Below are 19,629 nucleotides of genomic sequence, written 5' to 3' on the forward strand. Positions count from 1 at the left end.
CAACGGAGCTTCGTATGAACACCGACGAGTGGACGCAGACCCTCGGCGTCGGCCCACTTCTGGGCATCGCCGCGGGTGCGATCGCCGTCCTGCTGGTGCTCATCATCACACTGCGGGTGCACGCGTTCCTGGCACTCGTCGTGGTGAGCATCGCGACCGCCTTCGCGACCGGTATCCCGGCAGGCCAGATCCTCGACACGCTCACCGAGGGATTCGGCTCGACACTCGCGAGCGTGGCGCTGCTGGTCGGCTTCGGCGCCATGCTGGGCAGACTGCTGGAGGTCAGCGGCGGGGCGCAGTCGCTCACCGACGCCATGATCCGGCGATTCGGCGAACGGCGGGCACCCCTGGCACTGGGTATCGCGTCCCTGCTGTTCGGCTTCCCCATCTTCTTCGACGCCGGGCTCGTCGTCATGCTGCCGATCGTGTTCTCGGTGGCGCGCAGGCTCGGTGGCAGCGTGCTGCTCTACGGCCTGCCCGCGGCGGGCGCCTTCTCGGTCATGCACATCTACGTGCCGCCGCATCCCGGACCCGTCGCGGCGAGCACACTGCTGGGCGCCGACATCGGCCTGGTCATCGCCTTCGCCGTGCTCATCGCCGTGCCGACCTGGTACCTCACCAGCTACCTGTACGGCATGTGGATCGGCAAGCGCATCGTGCTGCCGGTGCCCGACATCCTGGGCGACACCGAGGCCGACCAGGACGAGCAGCCGCCCGCTCCCAGCACCGTCATCGGACTGCTGCTGCTTCCGCTGGTGCTCATCTTCGCCAACACGGGCCTCAGCACGGCGGGTGACGCGGGCTGGATCTCCACCGACGCGGGCTGGTACGACGTCGTGCTCACGCTCGGCTCCACGCCGATCGCCCTGCTGATCACGGTGTTCGTCGCCAGCTACGTGCTGGGCACCCGGCGCGGCAAGGGCATGGCCGTGGTCGAGCGGGTGCTCGACTCGGCGCTCGGCCCGGTGTGCGCGATCATCCTGATCACCGGTGCCGGCGGCATGTTCGGTGGGGTCCTCCAGGCCAGCGGCATCGGCGACGCCCTGGCGGAGTCGCTGTCCGACCTCGGGCTGCCGGTGATCGTGGCCGCGTACGTCATCGCCACCGCGCTGCGGATCGCGCAGGGCTCGGCCACGGTCGCGCTCACCACGGCGGCGGTGCTGGTGCAACCGCTGGTGGCGGACGGGGCGTTCAACTCCGTCGAGGTCGTGGCGATCGTGCTGGCACTGGCCGCGGGCTCGGTCACGGCGGGCCACGTCAACGACTCGGGCTTCTGGCTCGTGGGCCGGTTCTTCCAGATGGACGTCAAGACCACGCTCAAGACGTGGACGGTCATGCAGACCACCATCGGGCTCGTCGGCTTCGGCCTGTCGAGCGTGCTCTACCTCGTGGCCTGAACTCCGTTCGCTCGCGACACGGCCGCCCCGCGCGGCCGTGTCGCAGCTCACGGCCGCGAAGTGATCGAGAAGTTTGCGACCTCACCGCCGCCGTCCCTACTCTCGAAGGTGTACGAAACAGTTTCGTTCGCTGAGGGGCAGGCATGGTGGAGTCGGCATCCCGCCGCACCCGGTTGACGCCGGAGCGCGAGCGGGAGCTGTTCACCTCCGTCATCGAACTGGTGCGCGAACAGGGCTACGAGGCCGTCACCATGGACGCCATCGCCGCGCGCACCCGCGCCAGCAAGGCCACTCTCTACCGGCAGTGGGAGAGCAAGCCGACCCTGATCGCCACCGCGCTGCGCCACCTCGCCGGGCCGTCCGAGGACGTCGACACCGGCTCCCTCGCCGAGGACCTGCGGAGCCTCGTGGGGCACCTGTTGCATCACGCGACCGAGGACACCGCGCTGCTCAACGGCCTGGCCCACGCGGTGTCGAAGGACGCCGACCTGTGGCGCGCGCTCTACGACCTCCACATCCGGCCGGGGCTCGAACTGGTCGACACCGTACTGCGACGCGCCGTGGAGCGGGGCGAGCTGGCGCCCGACAATCCCGCACGGCCGTTCGTCCCGCAGCTCATCCTCGGCGCGTTCGGCACCCGCAGGCTGCTCGAGAACCGCGACGCCGACGGCGACTACATGGACAGCTACCTCAAGGGCGTGGTGTTTCCCGTACTCGGCATCGACTGACCGGCGGAGGTTCGGCCCCCCGACGGAGTGACCCCGGCCGCCGCCTGCCCGTTTCCACCCACACAGATAACAGGAGTCTTGCCCATGGCCACGTGGCTGTACCGGCTCGGCCGCTTCGCCTTCCGGCGTCGCGGCCTCGTCGCCGTGTTCTGGGTGGTGGTGCTCGCCGCCGCGGGCGGTGCCGCCGCCTCCGCGTCATCCACAGCCTCGACCTCGATCTCCATCCCGGGCACCGAGGCACAGCAGGCGTTCGAACTGCTGGAGGAGCGCTTCCCCGGCAGCAGCCCCGACGGCGCGACGGCGCGCGTGGTCTTCGAAGCCCCCGAGGGCCAGCAGCTCACCGATCCCGCCCACCAGCGGGCGGTCTCCGGGATCGTCGCCGACCTCAACGGCAGCCCGCAGGTGCAGCAGGCCGTCGACCCGTTCCAGGCCCGTGCGGTGAGCCAGGACGGCAGCATCGCCTACGCGCAGGTCAGCTATTCCACGACCGCGTTCGAACTGACCGACGAGGCGAGGGACGCGCTGGACGCCGCCGTCGAGACCGGCGAGGACGCCGGGCTCCGCGTGGAGGTCGGCGGGGACGCGCTGACGACCATTCCCGAGACAGGGGCCACCGAGGTGATCGGTGTGATCGTGGCCGCCGTGGTCCTGCTCATCACGTTCGGCTCCCTGATCGCGGCCGGGCTCCCGCTGCTGACCGCACTGATCGGCGTGGGCATCAGCGTCTCCGTGATCACCGCGCTCACGGGCGTCCTCGAACTCGACAGCACCACCCCGATCCTCGCGACGATGATCGGGCTCGCCGTCGGCATCGATTACGCGCTGTTCATCCTGTCCCGCTACCGGGCCGAGCTGAGCGAGGGCCGAGCCCCGCTCGACGCCGTCGGCCGTGCCGCCGGCACCGCGGGGTCCGCCGTCGTGTTCGCCGGGCTGACCGTCATCATCGCGCTGGCGGGCCTCGCGGTCGTCAACATCCCCATCCTGACGAAGATGGGTCTCGCGGCGGCCGGTGCGGTGGTGCTCGCGGTGCTCGTGGCGCTGACCCTCATCCCCGCGCTGATCGGATTCGCGGGCCGTCGCGTCCTGCCGCGCAAGCAGCGTTCCGCCGCCGCTCCCACCTCCGAGGGCAAGCCCGGCGCGGGCACCCGCTGGGCCCGGTTCGTGCTGCGCCACCCGGTCGCCGTGCTGATCGCCGGTGTCGCCGGGCTGGGCGTGATCGCGGTGCCCGCCGCCGACCTGCAACTCGGCCTGCCCGACGACAGCGCCAAGCCCGCCGACACCACCCAGCGGCAGGCGTACGACCTGATCGCCCAGGGATTCGGTCCCGGCACGAACGGCCCGCTGGTCGTGGCCCTGGACGCCACCGGCAGCGACGACCCCGCGGCCGCCGCCGAGGAGACCGGCAACGCACTGCGGGGACTCGACAACGTCGCCGCGGTGACCCCCGCCACGTTCAACCAGAGCGGGGACAGCGCGATGCTCACGGTTATCCCGATGTCCGCGCCGAGCAGCGTCGACACGGAGGACCTCGTCCACGACATCCGCGGCGAGGCGGGAACCATCGCCGAGCGCACGGGCGCGGACCTGCTCGTCACCGGGCAGACCGCCATGGGCATCGACGTGTCCGAGAAGCTCGACGCCGCGCTGGTGCCCTACCTGGTGCTCGTGGTCGGACTGGCCTTCCTGCTGCTCATGGTGGTGTTCCGTTCGATCCTGGTGCCGCTCAAGGCCGCGCTCGGCTTCCTGCTCTCGGTCGTGGCCGCACTCGGCGCCGTGGTGGCGGTCTTCCAGTGGGGCTGGCTGTCCGAACTCGTCGGCGTGGAACAGACCGGTCCGGTGATGAGCCTGATGCCGATCTTCCTCGTGGGGCTGGTGTTCGGCCTGGCCATGGACTACGAGGTCTTCCTCGTGACCCGGATGCGGGAGGCCCACGTCCACGGCGAGAGCCCGGACACGGCGGTGGTCACCGGATTCACGCACGGCGCCCGTGTGGTGACCGCCGCGGCACTGATCATGATCAGCGTCTTCGCGGGCTTCATCGGTTCCTCCGAGTCGATGATCAAGATGATCGGCTTCGGCCTCGCCATCGCCGTGTTGTTCGACGCCTTCGTGGTCCGCATGGCGATCGTGCCCGCCGTGCTCGCCCTGCTCGGCAGGACGGCGTGGTGGCTCCCGCGCGGCCTCGGCCGGGTCCTGCCCAACGTCGACGTCGAGGGCGAGAAGCTCCAGCGCGAACTCGGCGACGCCGAGCCGGAGCGGGAGCCGGTGTCGAGCCGCTCCTGACGCACACCCGGGCGGGCACGGGAAACCCTCGTGCCCGCCCCGCCACACCGTGGTCCCCGGGGCGACGACGGTGTGACCGAGGGCCCGGTCGCCTTCCTCGGGGGGAGGGCGACCGGGCCCTCACCTGTCCGGCACCGGTGTCAGTGCCCGGAGGCCGCCGGTTCGAACAGCGCCACGCACTCGACGTGGTGGGTCATGGGAAAGGCGTCGAAGGCCCGCAGCCGGGTCAGGCGGTAGCCCAGGCCGGCGAAGGTCGCGACGTCGCGCGCCAGCGCGGCCGGGTCGCAGGCCACGTAGACGACCCGCTGCGGGCCCGCACCGGCGATCCGCTCGACCACGGCCCGGCCCGCTCCCTTGCGCGGCGGGTCCAGCACCACGACGCCCGGCCGGTCGCGCCGGTCGCGCAGGACCCGCTCGACGGGTGCGCAGTGCCACCGCACCTGCCGCAGCGCGGCGAGGTTGGCCTTGCCGTCCGCCACCGCTCGGCGGGCCGACTCCACCGCCAGCACCGTCCCCCGTGCGCCGACCTGCTCACCGAGCACCGCGGCGAACAACCCGGCACCGGCGTAGAGGTCCCAGGCCCGCGTGCCCGGCTCCGCGCGGGCCCACTCCCCCACCACCCGTGCGAGCGTGGCGGCGGCCTCGGGGTGGACCTGCCAGAACCCGTGCGCGCCGAGGCGCCAGTCCCGTCCCGCGGCGCGCTCACGTGCCACCCCGCCGCGCCGCTGCTCGCCGGGCCCACCGCCCTCGGGCAGCCGCCGCACGTGGACCGCGCCGTCGGCGTCCTCGGTCGTCTCGATCTCGTCGCCCGGCGACCACGGAAGCGGCAGTACCGCCTCCACGGCACCGCGCGTGGTGATGGGACAGTCGGTCAACGGCACCACGCGGTGCGAACGGTGGGCCCGCAGTCCCGCGTGCCCGTCGGCCCCGGCCACGAACCGGGTCCGGGTCCGCCACCGCACCAGACCGCCGGGCAGCTCCTCCACACTGACCGGCCACTCCAGCCCGGCCAGGCGCCGCAACTGCTCCTCCACCACGCTCGCCTTGAGCGCGCGCTGCGCCGCGCCACTCGCGTGCTGCCAGTCGCAGCCGCCGCACAACCCCGGCCCCGCGACCGGGCACGGCGGCTCCACCCGGTCGGGCGAGGGCGCGAGCACCCGCACGGCGTCCGCGCGGCAGAACGACTTCCCACCGTCCTCTGTCACCTCGGCGAGCACCCGCTCGCCGGGCAGCGCGTGCCGGACGAACACCACCCTGCCGTCCACTCGCGCCACGCAGTGCCCGCCGTGGGCGACGGCACCGACGGTGAGCTCCACGGTGCGCCCGGTCCAGTTCTCGGTCATGCTCCGGTTCCTCCGTTCCCCCGCCGGGTGCCGGAACCCTCCGGCGGAGTGTCGTGCAGGCCGCGCCGGACGTCCCCGGCCACGGGGCGGCGGCGACGTCGCGCCGCCCGCGAGGACACGCGCTTCGACGACGCCAGCTGCCAGGGCACGCTCGTCACCATCACGCGCGACTGGAACCGCAGCCGGGTCTTCAACCGCAGCGCGCTCTGGTTGTGGAGCAACTGCTCCCACCAGTGGCCCACCACGTACTCCGGGATGAACACCGTGACGACGTCACGCGGCTGGTTGCCGCGGACCCGGCGGATGTAGTCGAGCACCGGCTTGGTGATCTCCCGGTACGGCGACTCCACCACCTTCAACGGGATCGAGATCCGGCGCTTCTCCCACGCCCGTTGCAGCGCGCGGGTCTCCGCGTCGTCCACATTGACGGTTACCGCCTCCAGCATGTCGGGGCGGGTCGCCTTCGCGTACGCCAGCGCGCGCAGCGCGGGTTTGTGCAGCTGCGACACGAGGACGACGGCGTGGTTACGGGCGGGCAGCGTGACCTCGTCGGAGGTCTCCGACAGCTCGGTGGCCACCCGTTCGTAATGCGCCCGGATGGCGCGCATGAGGAAGTAGAACCCCGCCATCGCCACGATGGAGATCCACGCACCCGCGAGGAACTTGGTGACGAGGATGACGGCGAGCACACACGACGTCATCGCCAGCCCGACCACGTTGACCGCCTGTGCCCGGCGCATCCGCGCCCGGGTGGCCGGATCGGTCTCGTGCCGCAGCTCCCGCCGCCAGTGCCGGATCATGCCGCTCTGGCTGAGCACGAACCCGACGAACACACCCACGATGTAGAGCTGGATCAGCGCGGTCACCTGCGCGTCGAAGACCAGCACGAGCACGATCGCCAGCCCGGCCAGCACGAGGATGCCGTTGGAGTACGCCAGCCGGTCGCCGCGCGTGTGCAGCTGGCGCGGCAGGAAGCGGTCCTGCGCGAGAATCGATCCGAGCACCGGGAAGCCGTTGAACGCGGTGTTCGCGGCCAGAACCAGCACCAGACCGGTGACGAAGATGACGTACCACACGGCGCCCGAGCCGGGCTCGAACACCGCACCGGCGAGCTGCGCGACAAGGGTCTTCTGCTCGTAGCCCTCCGGGGCGTTGACCAGCTGGCTCGCCGGGTCCTCGGCCATCACCACGCCGGCGGCGTCGGCCAGATACAGCAGCCCGAGGAACATGGGCACGGCCAGCGCGCCCATCAGCAGCAGGGTGGTGGCGGCGTTGCGGCCCCGTGGCTTGCGGAACGCAGGCACGCCGTTGGCGATGGCCTCCACACCGGTGAGCGCGGCGCTGCCGGACGAGAACGCCCGCAGCAGCAGGAACGCGAAACCGAGTCCGGCCAGCTGGTCGGGGTCGGCCGCGAGCTCCAGCCCCGCGCTCTCGGCCCGCAGTTCGTCACCGAAGCCGAAGGTCCTGATCGCGCCCCACACGATCATCCCCAGGATGCCGAGCACGAACAGGTAGACCGGAATCGCGAACAGCGTGCCCGACTCGCGGACCCCACGCAGGTTCACCGCCGCCAGGACCACGATCGCCGCGACCGCGAACTCCACCCGGTGATTCGCGACGAACGGAACGATGGAGCCGATGTTGGCCGCCGCCGAGGCGATCGACACCGCCACGGTCAGCACGTAGTCGACGAGCAGTGCAGCGCCCGCCGCGAGCCCCACCCGGGTGCCGTGGTTGACGGTCGCCACCGTGTACGCGCCGCCACCCGCCGTGTAGACCCGCACGGTCTGGCGGTAGGAGGCGATCACCGTCACCATGACGAGGGCGACCAGCAGCCCGACCCAGGGACTGAAGACGTAGGCCGAGGCGCCCGCCGCCGAGAGCATCAGCAGGATCTCCTCCGGCGCGTACGCCACGGAGGACATCGGGTCGGAGGCGAAGACGGGCAGGGCGATCCGCTTGGGCAACAGGGTGCGGGGCAGGCGGTCGCTGCGGAACGGGCGGCCCAGCAGGACACGCTTCGTCGCCGTGGCGAACTTGGACACGGCAGGAGCGTAAACCTCCGTGACCCCGGCCGCGCCACCGCCGTCACCCGGGGACGGAGACCGTCACGCGCGTGCGCACCCACCGCGCCGCCGCCGACCGCACCAGGGGGTAGGTTGGCCGGTGGGCACCGAGTTCACGACACCGTGTCACACCGGCGGGCGGCGAGAAGGAGCGGCAGCGTGCACGTGGTGATCATGGGATGCGGCCGGGTCGGCGCTTCCCTGGCCGCGGCCCTGGAACGGCTGGGGCACGACGTGGCCGTGATCGACAAGGAACGCGAGTCGTTCCGCAGGCTGGGAAGCCACTTCCACGGTCTGCAGGTGCTCGGCATGGGGTTCGACCGCGAAGTCCTGGTCGAGGCGGGAATCGAGCGGGCGGGCGCGTTCGCCGCGGTGTCGAGCGGCGACAACTCCAACATCATCTCGGCCAGGGTGGCCCGCGAGACGTTCGGAGTGGACCACGTCGTGGCCCGCATCTACGACTCGAAACGGGCGGCGGTGTACGAGCGGCTGGGCATCCCCACCGTCGCCACCGTCCCGTGGACGACCGACCGGTTCCTGCGCACCCTGCTGCCCGACGGCACAGCCACGTCGTGGCGGGAACCGACCGGCACGGTCGCGCTGTTGCGCCTGCCCCTGCACGAGGACTGGATCGGCCACAGCGTCCGGACGCTGGAGACCGAGACCGGCTGCCGCGTGGCGTTCGTCATGCGCTTCGGCACCGGAGTCCTGCCCGACGCCAGGACCGTGCTGCAGGCCGACGACGAGGTGTACGCCGCCGTGCTGTCGGGCACGATCACCGATGTCACCAGCGTGGCCGCCCGGCCGCCCCAGGAGGAGAGCTGATGCGGGTCGCGATCGCGGGCGCGGGAGCGGTCGGCCGCTCCATCGCCTCGGAGCTCATCGAGGCCGGCCACACCGTCATGCTGATCGAGCGGCAGTCGCACCAGTTCGTGCCGGAGACCGTGGAACAGGCCGACTGGGTGCTCGGCGACGCCTGCGAGGTCTCCACCCTGGAGGACTCGGGCCTGCAGCTGTGTGACGTCGTCATCGCCGCGACCGGCGACGACAAGGTGAACCTCGTGGTCGCGCTGCTCGCCAAGACCGAGTTCGCGGTACGGCGGGTGGTCGCGAGGGTGAACAACCCGGCCAACGAGTGGTTGTTCACGGAGAACTGGGGCGTCGACGTCGCCGTGTCCACGCCGCGCATGCTCGCCGCGATGGTCGAGGAGGCCGTCAGCGTCGGCGATTTGGTACGGCTCATGACCTTCCGGCAGAGTCAGGCGAACCTCGTCGAGATGACGCTTCCCCCGGACACCCCGCTGGCGGGCAAGCCGGTACGGGAACTCGCCCTGCCGAGGGATGCCGCACTGGTCACCATCCTGCGCGGCGAGCGCGTCATCGTGCCGCAGCCGGACGACCCGCTCGAGCCGGGCGACGAACTGCTGTTCGTGTCGTCCAGCGACGTGGAACCCGACATCCGCCAGGCGCTGCGCGTCGGCTGATCCGGTGGTCAGGCCCCCTGCGCGGGCGGCTGATCGTACTTGAGGCGCAACCGCGCCTCGATCTCCTCGTCGGTCTCAGCCCGCTGTTCGAGGACGTCCTTCAGCCGCCGGTCGGAACGGCGTACCGCCCACACCACCACCAGCAGCGCCAGCCCGTAGAGCGGGTAGCCCATCGCGATCTTGGCGAAGGCCAGCCAGCCGGTGAGGTCCTCGTCGTAGAGCCAGCGCTGCACCACGAACCGGGCCGCGAACACCGCGGCCAGTGCCAGCGTCGCGACGTCGTAGCCGAGGCGCGACGGCTTGTCGCCGCGCCAGGCCATGCCACTGCCGTTGAGGTAGCTCCACACCACCCCGGCCAGCGGCCACCGCACCAGCACCGACAGCACGAGCACCCCGAAGTACACGAGGCTCGTCCAGATACCGAAGAGGAAGAAGCCCTTCGCCGAGCCCGTGTTGTAGGCGATGAAGGCGGCGATGGCCACGCCGAAGAACCCGGAGATCGCGGGCTGCACGGGCTCCTTGCGCACCACCCGCAGCACCGTGATCGCGACCGCGCTGCCGAGCGCGCTCCAGATGGCCACCGTGAGCCCGAAGGCCGCGTTGGCCAGCACGAACACGATCACCGGGACGGACGAGTAGAACAGCCCCGAGACGCCGCCCATCTGCTCCAGCAGAGTGGGTTCCGGCTTGCGCGCGTCCCCGTCGTCAACGCTGTCGGTGTCGTCACCGTCGGTGTCGGTACCGTCGTCGGGCTTCCGGTGCTCGTCCTCGGTGGCGTCGGGCTCGGTGTCGCCGTCGGTACGGGATCGCCCGGGGTGCTCAGTCACGCGCGCATACTCTCATCTGGTCGGCTGCAACAGTTCGTAGTACGGGTTGTACAGCACCTTGTGACCGTCACGCTCGGCGAGGCGGCCCCGCGCCTTGATCGCCCGGCCCGGCTCGATACCCGGGATTCTGCGCCTGCCCAGCCATACCAGCGTCACATCGTCGGTGCCGTCGAACAGCTCCGCCTCCAGTGTCGCCGCGGCGCTCGACGGGCACAGATCCACGCTGCGCAGCCGTCCCAGCACCGTCACTTCCTCGCCCGAACGGCAGTCACACGCCCGCCGGGCGCCGCCTGCCTCGGACCGCTCCGACAGATCGTCGGCGTCCAGTTCGTCGATGTCACTCGTCAGCTTGCGCACCAACCGGCTGAAGTAGCCGCCATCCTTGGCGGACATAGGCGCCTGCTCCTGTGCTCATCAGGGGCCCCCGACTGCGGCCCTCACGTGTCCAGCGTAACCCTGTCCGGGGTAGCGAATACGACTTGCGACAGGATCGCAACGTGACGTCGGTAATGCCCGTCCAGCGGGCCGTGCTGCTGCCCGGAACGGGGTCGGACGAGGTCTTCGTCCGTTCGGTGTTCACCCGCCCGCTGGCGGCGTTCGGGATCGCGGCGGTCGCGCCGCCGCCCCCACCGGGCGAATCGGTGGTGCGTGGCAGTCTCGCCCTGCTCGACCGGCTCGCGGACGCGGAGCGGCAGCCGCTGCTCGTGGGCGGCATCTCGCTCGGCGCGCAGCTCGCGACCGAGTGGGCGCTGCGCAACACCGACCGCTGCGCCGGGGTGCTCGCGGCGCTTCCCGCGTGGCACGGTCCGGCGGCGCGGGCCCCGGCCGCCCTGGCCGCGACCGCCACCGCGGAGCTGGTGGAACGGCAGGGCATCGACGCGGCACTGGACGCCGCCACCGCCGGGGTGGCGCCGTGGCTGGCCGACGAACTCACCCGCGCGTGGCGGCGGCACGGAAGCGGACTCGCGCCGGGCCTGCGCGCCGCCGCGCACCATCCCGCGCCCGCACTGGCCGAGCTGGGCGCGCTGCCCGTCGCGGTGGGCGTGGCCGCGTGTACCGACGATCCCGTGCATCCGGCCGCCGTGGCACGGACGTGGGCCACGGCACTCCCCCGCGCCGACGTGGTCGAGACCACACTCACCGCGCTGGGCGCGGACCGGGAGAGCCTGGGCAGGGCCGCCGCACTCGCGTGGCTGCGCGCGTGGCACCGGCGGTGAGCCCGCTGTCCGGCCGTCACTCGCCGGTGTGGCCGTGGTCCCGGGGTTTGCCGACACCGCGGCCCGCTACGGCCGGGGCGACCGCTGCGGCGGCGACGGAGCCTGGCTTGGCGACGACTGCTGGTTCGCGGCCTGCTCCTGCCGGTTCTTCAGGTGCGCGGCGATGGCCTCGGGAAGCGTGATCTGCAACGGGGTCCGCACGGGCATGGGGGCCTCCCCGCGGTCGACGACCGTGCCCCGCACGATGTCGCGCAGCACCTCGGGCGCCCGCGCGGCCTCGGACTGCGGACCCGCGATCACTCCTCGCAGCATCCATCGTGGACCGTCCACGCCCACGAAACGCAGCGCCACCTCACCGACGATGGCCGACAGCTCCATGCCCCACTCGCCCCGGCCGAGACTGACCCTGGCACCGTCCGCGCGCAGCTGGTCGGCCAGCTCACCGCTGACCTCGCGCCACAGCCCGCCGGACCTCGGCGCCGCATAGGCACTCACCGTCACCTGCCCGTGGGAGGTCACGATGTGCACCGCGCGCACGGTCCCGTTCGCCTGGTCCATCTCGACCTGTACCTGTGCCCCGTTCGGCACCGGCACCCTGATCGAACCGAGGTCCATGCGCGCGACACCGTCGTCGGGTGCCTCGTCGACGTCGTAGGGACCGGCCTCGCCGTGCGGCTCACCGCCACTGTCGCCGCGACCACCGCCATAGCCGCCGCCGTTGTCGTTATCGTCGTCGGTCGTGGGCACGGCGACGTCGGATTCCGGCTCCGATCCGGCCGCCGTGCCGCGCTTGCGTCGTCCGAAAATGCCCACCTAGCTCTCCGTTCCGAGCGTGGCATGGCCGCCGGTCGAGCCGTAGCCACCCGCTCCCCGTACCGTCTCGTCCAACTGTTCGACCTCGACGAACTCGGCGCGCTCCACCCGCTGTACCACGAGCTGCGCGATGCGGTCACCACGCCGCAGCGCGATCGGCTCCCTGGGGTCCAGGTTCACGAGACACACCCGGATCTCTCCCCGGTACCCGGAGTCGACCGTTCCCGGCGCGTTGACGATCGACAACCCCGTTCTGGCCGCCAGACCGGAGCGGGGATGCACGAACCCGGCGTACCCGTCGGGCAGCGCGACCGCCACCCCGGTACCCACGACAGCCCGCTCACCGGGTTCGAGACGCACGTCGGACGTCGTCACCAGATCGGCCCCCGCGTCACCGGGATGCGCGTACGACGGCACCGTCACGTCGGGGTCGACTCGGGAAATCAGCACCTGCACGCTGGACACGACTCGCGAGACTACCCTGAGCCGCGTGACGGACGGCGCGCACACGCGGACAAATTCTGATCTTGCACACGGCGAGCGACTGTTCGTGCCGTGGTGGGACTGGCCGGTACCGCTGATCGGGGCGGGCCTGCTCGCGGCGCAGGTCCAGCTGGCCTTTCCCGCCGTGCCGCTGTGGTTGCCCTACGCCCTGCTCCTGCCGCTGGCCGCGGCGCTCCTGCTCGCGCTGGGCCGCGTGCGGGTCGCGCTCACCGCCGACGCCGACGAATCACAGCTGTGGGTGGGCGACGCGCACCTGCCGCTGCGCTACGTCGCCGCGGTCGACGAGGTGCCGAAGGAGGACAAGCGCCGCGCGCTGGGGCCGGAGCTCGACCCGGCCGCCTTCTGCGTACACCGGCCGTGGGTGCGCACGATGGTCCGGGTCCACCTCGACGATCCCCGTGACCCGACGCCGTACTGGCTGATCAGCACGCGACACCCCGCTCGCCTGGCCGCGCTGCTGCGCGAGGGGGCCGCGCTCGGCCACCCGGACGGGACCGGCGCGGCGGAGTGAGCGCGGCGGTCATGCCCGCGAGCCCACAGAGAACGGGTGGCTCCGGGTGTTCAGCACCCGGAGCCACCCGGACCCACCCGAGCCACCCAGCCACCCGAGCCGGACGGAACCCCCTCCCTCGGGACCCGCCAAGCCGTCCGAAGCGGCCACGCCCGAGTCAGGCGCAGTCGCGGCAGATGAGCCGCCCGCCGGCCTCTTCGGCGAGCCTGCTGCGGTGGTGTACCAGAAAGCACACGGAACAGGTGAACTCGTCGGCCTGCTTCGGCACGACCTTCACCGTCACGTCCTCGCTCGACAGTCCGGAGAGGTCGGCGCCGGGCAGCTCGAAGTTCTCCGCCGTCGCGTCCTCGTCGACGTCCACGACGCCGGACTGGGTCTCGTTGCGCCTCGCCTTCAGCTCCTCCAACGAGTCCTCGGCCAGCTCGTCGGCTTCGCTGCGGCGCGGAGCGTCGTAGTCGGTCGCCATTGTTCCTTCACCCCTGCGATCAGCTTCGATACCAGTGTGCGGACTCGTCAGGGCAGTGCCCGTGGAGTCCCTCGTGCCGCTGGTCAACGTTCCAGCGCCCGTGTTTGTGCCCGGATTCCGGCGTGAGTGAGGTCTCTTTCGCGACCCCGCTTCCACCGACGGAGCCCGGGAAGGGTAGCCCACCGCCTACCCCTACTCGAAGCTGGTCACCCAAGCCCTAAGATACGTCACCCGACAGGGTTAATGCCCGGCAGAGCAGGGCTTACACCGTTCGGGTTGTGACGTGGCTCCGGTGGCTGTCGCCATCACCACTCGCTTGCCGGAGGGGCGCCGCCGTGATGCTATCCAAAGGCGGTCGGGCACGCCGTGTCGTCAGACCTGGGGTTCGGCGACGGCGCACGACCCGCACAGGCGGCCCAGGGGACGAACGTGGAAGGGACGGGCACGGTGGCGTCGGGGACAGGGGGAACGACCGGGCGCGGCAGGCAGCGCGCGGGCCGGCCGTACCGGAAGCGGAAACCGTTGCCCGCTCTGCTCTTCATCGGGGTGCTGGGCGTGGCCGCGGTGATCGTGTGGATCAACGCGGTCCGCACCGCCACGGACGTGTCCGAGGCGATCACGTGCGACCCGAGGCCGCATCCGCCAGCCGGGACCACGTTCACCCCGCTGCCGTACGACGCGCTGGTGGGCACGTCCCCGGTACCGCCCTCGCGCGTGGACCTCACGGTGCTCAACGCCAACGGCACGCGGGGTGAGGCGTCCATGACGACGATGGCGCTGCGGCAGCTGGGCTTCGACCGCATCACCGACCCCGCGAACGACGAGGTCTACACCAATGGCGCGGTGGCCGACTGCCACGGGCAGATCCGGTTCGGCCCGGGCGGCGAGCGCGCCGCCCGCACCGTCCAGCTCGTCGATCCATGCCTGGAACTCGTCCGCGACAACCGCGAGGACCCGTCGATCGACCTCGCCGTCGGGACGAACTTCAACGACGTCCGCCCGTCCGACGCCGCCATCGAGATCCTGGACCGGTTGAAGTCGTGGGCCAAGGACCGGGCCGAGGGCGGTGGCGAGCAGTCCCCCGGAGAGGGCGCGGCCGACGGGCCCGTGCTCGACGACGACCTGCTCGAGGAGACCGTGCCCGAGCGCTGCTGAGCGCCAGGGCACGGCCGTCACACGTCGGCGATCCCGGACTCCAGCAACAGCGCCCGCAGCGGCTCGGCGACCGACGGGGCCGAGGCCAGGGTCGCGTCCTCGCCGAGCGCGGCGTCCTCGCCCGGCAGGCGGACCACCGCGCCCGCCTCGGCGGCCACCAGCGCGCCCGCGGCCCAGTCCCAGCGTTGCAGGCCGTGCTCGACGTAGGCGTCCACCCACCCCGCTCCCACCGCGCACAGATCGAGCGCGGCCGAGCCGTGCCGCCGGATGTCGCGCACACCGCTCAGCAGGCGCGCGGCGACCGCCGCCTGCCGGGCACGGCGCTGCGCCGTGTAGGCGAACCCGGTCGCCAGCAGCGCGACGTCCAGCCGCTCGGGGCGCGACACCCGCAGCGGGTGCCCGTCCAGCCGGGCACCGCCACCCAGGGTCGCGGTCCAGCGCCGCCCGCTGACCGGCTCCACCACCGCTCCCGCCACGGACACCCCGTCGACCTGCGCGGCCACCGACACGGCGAACCACGGCAGGCCGTAAAGAAAGTTCACGGTGCCGTCGATGGGGTCGACCACCCACGTCACCCGCGCGTCGCCCGCCTGAGCGGTCGCGGCGAGGCCGCCCTCCTCCTCACCCAGCACCGCGTCACCGGGCCGCACCCGCGCCAGGTGCGAGCGGATGAGCCGCTCGGACGCGGTGTCGGTCGCCGTCACCACGTCGGTCTCGCTGGACTTGGTGTCGACGGCGACCTCGTGACCGGCCAGCATGGAGTCGTAGGCGTCGCGGACCAGCTCCGCGGCCTCGGCGGCCACCTGCTCCGCCGTCGCGGTCAGGGCCTCGTAGTCGAGTTCGTCAGCTCCCACGCCGAGTATGGGACCACATTTGGCTACAGTCTCGCGCACAACGACTTCTGAATCGAGAAGGAAGGGGCTTCGCCCATGACGGCGAACCGTGGGTTCGGCATCGACATCGGTGGAAGCGGCATCAAGGGCGCGCTCGTCGACCTGGACCGGGGCGAGTTGATCGGCGACCGGCTGCGCATCGACACGCCACGGCCCTCGACGCCCGACGCGGTGGCCGACGTCGTCGCCGAGATCGTGCGCCACTTCCGCTGGGACGGCCCGGTCGGTGTCACGCTGCCCTCGGTGATCAAGAAGGGCGTCGCCCAGACCGCGGCGAACATCGACCCGAGCTGGATCGGGCTCGATGCCGACGCGCTGTTCGCCGACCGCCTCGGCCGCGACGCCGCGGACGTCGCCATGCTCAACGACGCCGACGCGGCGGGCATGGCCGAAATGCGGTTCGGCGACCCACGGGCACGCAGGGGCGTCGTCGCGCTGCTGACGTTCGGGACCGGAATCGGCAGCGCCCTGTTCCAGGACGGCGAGCTGATGCCCAACACCGAGTTCGGTCACATCGAGATCGACGGGCACGACGCCGAGAAGAAGGCGGCGGCCTCGGTGAAGGACAACGAGGGCCTGTCCTACCCCGACTGGGCGAAGCGGGTCGATCGTTACCTGACCGTGTTGGAGAACCTGATCTGGCCGGATCTGTTCATCGTGGGTGGCGGAGTGAGCAAGAAGGCGGGCAAGTGGGTGCCGCTGCTCGACATCCGCACCCCCGTCGTGACCGCATCGTTGCTGAACAACGCGGGGATCGTCGGCGCGGCGGCCGCGGGCACGGAGGGCATCGTGCACTGAGCGCGACCCGGTTCCGTGCCACGCCTTGCCCGAGTGCGCGGCACGGAACCGGCGCCCCGAAAGATGATCGGCCTCGCGACCGCGTCGGCGGACGTCGTTACAATGGAACACGGCTCTCGGCTGCGGGAGACAGAACCGCAGGCCGGGGCATGTTCCCCGAACTTGAGGCAGCCGGGACCGTGCGTCTCGGTTCGTCGTGACCGACCGCTGCGAAAGGGCGTACGTGGCAGCCGCAAAGACCGCAACCCGAAGCGGGACGAAAACAACGAGCGCCGCCGAACCGACGACCGCCGACGAGGGTGTGGCGGCCGACGGTGGAGCCGCGCCGGACGCGACGGCGCCGGGTCGTCAGACCACCGCGAAGAAGGCTCCCGCGAAGGCCGAGAAGTCGGCCAAGGGCACGCGGACGCGCAAGACCACCGCGAAGTCGGACAAGGCCAAGGCGACCGGCGCGAAGGCGGCCAAGGCCAAAAACTCCGCCGAGCCGGGCGAGGACGTCGACGGCGCCGAACTCGAGGACGTCGACCTGTCCGACCTCGACGTCGAGGCCGTGGAGGTGGACGTCGTCGACGCCACCGTCACCGAGGAGACGGAGGAGTCCGACGGGGCCGAGAGCGCCGAGGGCGCCGGAGCGTCCCCGAACGCGGGCACGACCCGCAACGACCCCGACTTCGTCTGGGACGAGGAGGAGTCGGAGGCACTGCGGCAGGCGCGCAAGGACGCCGAACTCACCGCCTCCGCCGACTCCGTGCGCGCCTATCTCAAGCAGATCGGCAAGGTCGCGCTGCTCAACGCCGAGGAGGAGGTGGAGCTCGCCAAGCGGATCGAGGCGGGCCTCTACGCCGCCGAGCGGATGCGCGTCATCGAGGAGGAGGGCGAGAAGCTCACCACCCAGATGCGCCGCGACCTCAAGTGGATCGTGCGGGACGGCGAGCGCGCCAAGAGTCACCTGCTGGAGGCGAACCTCCGGCTGGTGGTGTCGCTGGCCAAGCGCTACACCGGGCGAGGCATGGCGTTTCTGGATCTGATCCAGGAGGGCAACCTGGGTCTCATCCGCGCGGTGGAGAAGTTCGACTACACCAAGGGCTTCAAGTTCTCCACCTACGCCACCTGGTGGATCCGCCAGGCCATCACCCGGGCCATGGCCGACCAGGCGCGGACCATCCGTATACCGGTCCACATGGTCGAGGTCATCAACAAGCTCGGCCGTATACAGCGTGAGCTGCTGCAGGACCTCGGTCGCGAGCCCACTCCGGAGGAGCTCGCCAAGGAGATGGACATCTCGCCGGAGAAGGTCCTGGAGATCCAGCAGTACGCGCGGGAGCCGATCTCGCTCGACCAGACGATCGGCGACGAGGGCGACTCGCAGCTCGGCGACTTCATCGAGGACAGCGAGGCCGTGGTGGCGGTGGACGCCGTGTCGTTCACCCTGCTGCAGGACCAGTTGCAGTCGGTGCTGCAGACGCTGTCGGAGCGCGAGGCCGGTGTGGTGCGGCTGCGCTTCGGCCTCACCGACGGCCAGCCCCGCACCCTCGACGAGATCGGCCAGGTCTACGGCGTGACGCGCGAGCGGATCCGCCAGATCGAGTCGAAGACGATGTCGAAGCTGCGGCACCCGTCGCGGTCCCAGGTGCTGCGCGACTACCTGGACTGAGCCGGACGGACCGACACCACGCCGGGGCCGGGAGAGGTTGCCGGTGCACGCGCTGCCTCGCCGCTTCTCCCGGCCCCGGCGCGTGTGCGCGCTGGTCCGGCTGAACGGCGGCCGGTCCGCGGTAGCGGTTCAGCCGGACCGGGTGCCCGAGCGCAGCGCCACACCCACGACCACGGCGAGGATGCCCAGTGCCTCGCCGAGGGTCGGCACCTGCCGCAGGACCACGAACCCGACGACGGCCGCGGTGACGGGCAGCAGCGCCAGCAACAGGGCGAAGCGCGACCGCCGCACGCGCCGCAGCACGACCTGGTCGAGCGCGTAGGGCACCACGGTGGACAGCAGGCCCACCCCGACGGCGAAGGCGAGCAGTCCGGCATCGCCCCAGACGGCGGTGGTGCCGAGCGCGAGCGGCGACAGCACCACCGTGGCGACGGCGAATCCGACGGCGAGACTGTCGATTCCGTTTCCCGCGCGGGCCACGCGCGTTCCCAGCACGATGTAGCCCGCCCACGCGAGTGCCGCGCCCAGCGCGAACGCGAGCCCGGCGGGGCTGCCCTCCCACTGCACGTCCGCGATGAGCAGCACGCCGGTGACGACGCAGGCGAGGGCTGCCAGGTCGCGCACTCCCCGGGAGCCCAACGCCGCCACGAGGATGGGGCCCACGAACTCGATCGCCACCGCCGTGCCGAGCGGAAGCCGGGCGATGGCCTCGTAGAACAGCACGTTCATCCCGGCCGTGACCACGCCGAACGTGGCGGCCAGCAGCAGCGGCCTCCCGCGCCAGGCGGCGCGGCCCGGCCGTCGCCAGGCGAGCAGGATCAACGCCGCCCCGAGGCAGCGCAGCCAGGCCACTCCGGCGGGGCTCGCGACGTCGAACAGCCATACGGCGAAGGCCGCACCGACGTACAGGGAAATTCCGCTGAGAACGAACACGGCGGGTGCGGGCACCGCGTCCAGTGCTCGGGTGGGGCGGGAGATCGTCACGCCCCGATGGTGCCTGACCACCGGAAACGGGCAGCCAGGCAGGGTGGGTGGCGCCCTCCCGGCACCGCTGCGACGTTCGGGCTAATCCGACGTGACACGGCTCCCACGCCGCACGGGAACACTTGCACGAGCCCGAACGTCTGCAAGAGTGGAGGCAGCGAGCCACCGCTTCTCGGCGGTGACGCGGAGCACGGTGGTCGCGGCTGAACGATGGCATCGGCTGGCGATGCCGGGACGGAGGGAGACTCCAATGACCACGACGACGCTCACCCGCCCCGAACTGACCGCTGCGGATCGTTGCGACCGTTGCGGAGCAGCCGCGCAGATGCGTGCCGTTCTCCCCACGGGCGGAGAGCTGCTGTTCTGCGGCCACCACGGCCGTGAGTACGAGGCCAAACTGAAGGAGCTGGACGCCGACATCCAGCGCTGACGCCGTCAACAGCCGCTTCGAGAAGCGTTCGGGGGCGGGGATTCCCGGTGAGGGGTCCCCGCCCCCGCGGCATGTC

20 protein-coding genes are annotated in these 19,629 nt (G+C 71.6%); 11 read left to right on the forward strand and 9 right to left on the reverse strand.

Translation table 11 applies throughout. From position 1 onward, the window contains the following. Positions 1–14 precede the first annotated feature (14 nt). From FFT09_RS04770 to FFT09_RS04780, 3 genes are all read left to right on the forward strand, one after another. A complete protein-coding gene (locus tag FFT09_RS04770; RefSeq protein WP_081190899.1) occupies positions 15–1,397 on the forward strand; it encodes a GntP family permease in 1,383 nt (460 codons plus the stop codon). A 143-nt stretch (positions 1,398–1,540) separates the two neighbouring features. Next, a complete protein-coding gene (locus tag FFT09_RS04775) occupies positions 1,541–2,125 on the forward strand; it encodes a TetR/AcrR family transcriptional regulator (RefSeq protein ID WP_138381923.1) in 585 nt (194 codons plus the stop codon). 84 nt (positions 2,126–2,209) lie between these two features. Then, positions 2,210–4,408: an MMPL family transporter gene (locus FFT09_RS04780; RefSeq protein ID WP_138381924.1), complete on the forward strand. Its 2,199-nt coding sequence runs from the start codon at positions 2,210–2,212 to the stop codon at positions 4,406–4,408. 140 nt (positions 4,409–4,548) lie between these two features. On the opposite strand, the gene FFT09_RS04785 is transcribed toward FFT09_RS04780, so the two are convergent. Both FFT09_RS04785 and FFT09_RS04790 read right to left on the reverse strand, forming a co-directional pair. Next, positions 4,549–5,751 (reverse strand): class I SAM-dependent RNA methyltransferase, encoded by a 1,203-nt coding sequence (locus FFT09_RS04785; RefSeq protein ID WP_081190902.1) that lies wholly within the window; start codon positions 5,749–5,751, stop codon positions 4,549–4,551. Beyond that, positions 5,748–7,796, reverse strand: coding sequence for an APC family permease (locus FFT09_RS04790; protein ID WP_024874538.1), 2,049 nt, complete (start codon positions 7,794–7,796; stop codon positions 5,748–5,750). Before FFT09_RS04790 ends, FFT09_RS04785 begins: the two co-directional genes overlap by 4 nt. A 180-nt stretch (positions 7,797–7,976) precedes the next feature. On the opposite strand from FFT09_RS04790, the gene FFT09_RS04795 reads away from it, so the two are divergent. Both FFT09_RS04795 and FFT09_RS04800 read left to right on the forward strand, forming a co-directional pair. Continuing rightward, a complete protein-coding gene (locus FFT09_RS04795) occupies positions 7,977–8,642 on the forward strand; it encodes a potassium channel family protein (protein WP_024874539.1) in 666 nt (221 codons plus the stop codon). Continuing rightward, on the forward strand, positions 8,642–9,301 hold the full coding sequence (locus FFT09_RS04800) for a potassium channel family protein (protein ID WP_024874540.1): 660 nt from the start codon (positions 8,642–8,644) through the stop codon (positions 9,299–9,301). The genes FFT09_RS04795 and FFT09_RS04800 overlap by 1 nt, the downstream gene beginning before the upstream one ends. Positions 9,302–9,309: 8 nt before the next feature. Here the strand turns inward: FFT09_RS04800 and FFT09_RS04805 are convergent, their stop codons facing one another. Beyond that, a complete protein-coding gene (locus FFT09_RS04805; protein WP_138381925.1) occupies positions 9,310–10,128 on the reverse strand; it encodes a DUF3159 domain-containing protein in 819 nt (272 codons plus the stop codon). 12 nt (positions 10,129–10,140) lie between these two features. After that, the gene (locus tag FFT09_RS04810) at positions 10,141–10,521 is read right to left on the reverse strand and encodes an OB-fold nucleic acid binding domain-containing protein (RefSeq protein WP_024874542.1); all 381 of its coding nucleotides are present in this window, start codon (positions 10,519–10,521) and stop codon (positions 10,141–10,143) included. Between the two features lie 104 nt (positions 10,522–10,625). On the opposite strand from FFT09_RS04810, the gene FFT09_RS04815 reads away from it, so the two are divergent. Next, the gene (locus FFT09_RS04815; protein WP_244231211.1) at positions 10,626–11,345 is read left to right on the forward strand and encodes an alpha/beta hydrolase; all 720 of its coding nucleotides are present in this window, start codon (positions 10,626–10,628) and stop codon (positions 11,343–11,345) included. A gap of 66 nt (positions 11,346–11,411) precedes the next feature. Here the strand turns inward: FFT09_RS04815 and FFT09_RS04820 are convergent, their stop codons facing one another. Both FFT09_RS04820 and dut read right to left on the reverse strand, forming a co-directional pair. Continuing rightward, positions 11,412–12,158, reverse strand: coding sequence for a DUF3710 domain-containing protein (locus FFT09_RS04820; protein WP_138381926.1), 747 nt, complete (start codon positions 12,156–12,158; stop codon positions 11,412–11,414). Further along, positions 12,159–12,614 carry a dUTP diphosphatase gene (gene dut / locus FFT09_RS04825; protein WP_167305338.1) on the reverse strand — a complete coding sequence of 152 codons (456 nt, stop codon included), beginning with the start codon at positions 12,612–12,614 and terminating at the stop codon, positions 12,159–12,161. It abuts the gene before it with no gap. Positions 12,615–12,648: 34 nt separating this feature from the next. Here dut and FFT09_RS04830 point away from each other — a divergent pair, with 34 nt between their 5' ends. Then, complete coding sequence (locus tag FFT09_RS04830; protein WP_138381928.1) at positions 12,649–13,173, forward strand: DUF3093 domain-containing protein; 525 nt, start codon at positions 12,649–12,651, stop codon at positions 13,171–13,173. 157 nt (positions 13,174–13,330) lie between these two features. On the opposite strand, the gene FFT09_RS04835 is transcribed toward FFT09_RS04830, so the two are convergent. Continuing rightward, positions 13,331–13,639 (reverse strand): DUF4193 domain-containing protein, encoded by a 309-nt coding sequence (locus FFT09_RS04835; RefSeq protein WP_024874547.1) that lies wholly within the window; start codon positions 13,637–13,639, stop codon positions 13,331–13,333. 366 nt (positions 13,640–14,005) lie between these two features. Between FFT09_RS04835 and cei the strand changes: the two genes are divergently transcribed. Then, complete coding sequence (cei, locus tag FFT09_RS04840; RefSeq protein WP_425273038.1) at positions 14,006–14,794, forward strand: envelope integrity protein Cei; 789 nt, start codon at positions 14,006–14,008, stop codon at positions 14,792–14,794. A gap of 17 nt (positions 14,795–14,811) precedes the next feature. On the opposite strand, the gene FFT09_RS04845 is transcribed toward cei, so the two are convergent. Further along, positions 14,812–15,657 (reverse strand): inositol monophosphatase family protein, encoded by an 846-nt coding sequence (locus tag FFT09_RS04845; protein WP_420852674.1) that lies wholly within the window; start codon positions 15,655–15,657, stop codon positions 14,812–14,814. 66 nt (positions 15,658–15,723) lie between these two features. Between FFT09_RS04845 and ppgK the strand changes: the two genes are divergently transcribed. Further along, entirely contained in the window at positions 15,724–16,485 is a 762-nt protein-coding gene (ppgK, locus tag FFT09_RS04850; RefSeq protein WP_138381929.1) for a polyphosphate--glucose phosphotransferase, read from the forward strand. Between the two features lie 196 nt (positions 16,486–16,681). After that, entirely contained in the window at positions 16,682–18,139 is a 1,458-nt protein-coding gene (locus tag FFT09_RS04855) for an RNA polymerase sigma factor (RefSeq protein WP_024874551.1), read from the forward strand. Positions 18,140–18,268: 129 nt separating this feature from the next. Here FFT09_RS04855 and FFT09_RS04860 read toward each other — a convergent pair whose 3' ends face one another. Then, a complete protein-coding gene (locus tag FFT09_RS04860; RefSeq protein WP_024874552.1) occupies positions 18,269–19,123 on the reverse strand; it encodes an EamA family transporter in 855 nt (284 codons plus the stop codon). Between the two features lie 250 nt (positions 19,124–19,373). Here FFT09_RS04860 and FFT09_RS04865 point away from each other — a divergent pair, with 250 nt between their 5' ends. Continuing rightward, positions 19,374–19,553, forward strand: a complete 180-nt coding sequence (locus tag FFT09_RS04865; protein WP_024874553.1) for a DUF7455 domain-containing protein — start codon at positions 19,374–19,376, stop codon at positions 19,551–19,553. Positions 19,554–19,629: the final 76 nt, after the last annotated feature.

This window comes from Saccharomonospora piscinae (assembly GCF_005862235.1).
Lineage (GTDB): Bacteria > Actinomycetota > Actinomycetes > Mycobacteriales > Pseudonocardiaceae > Saccharomonospora > Saccharomonospora piscinae.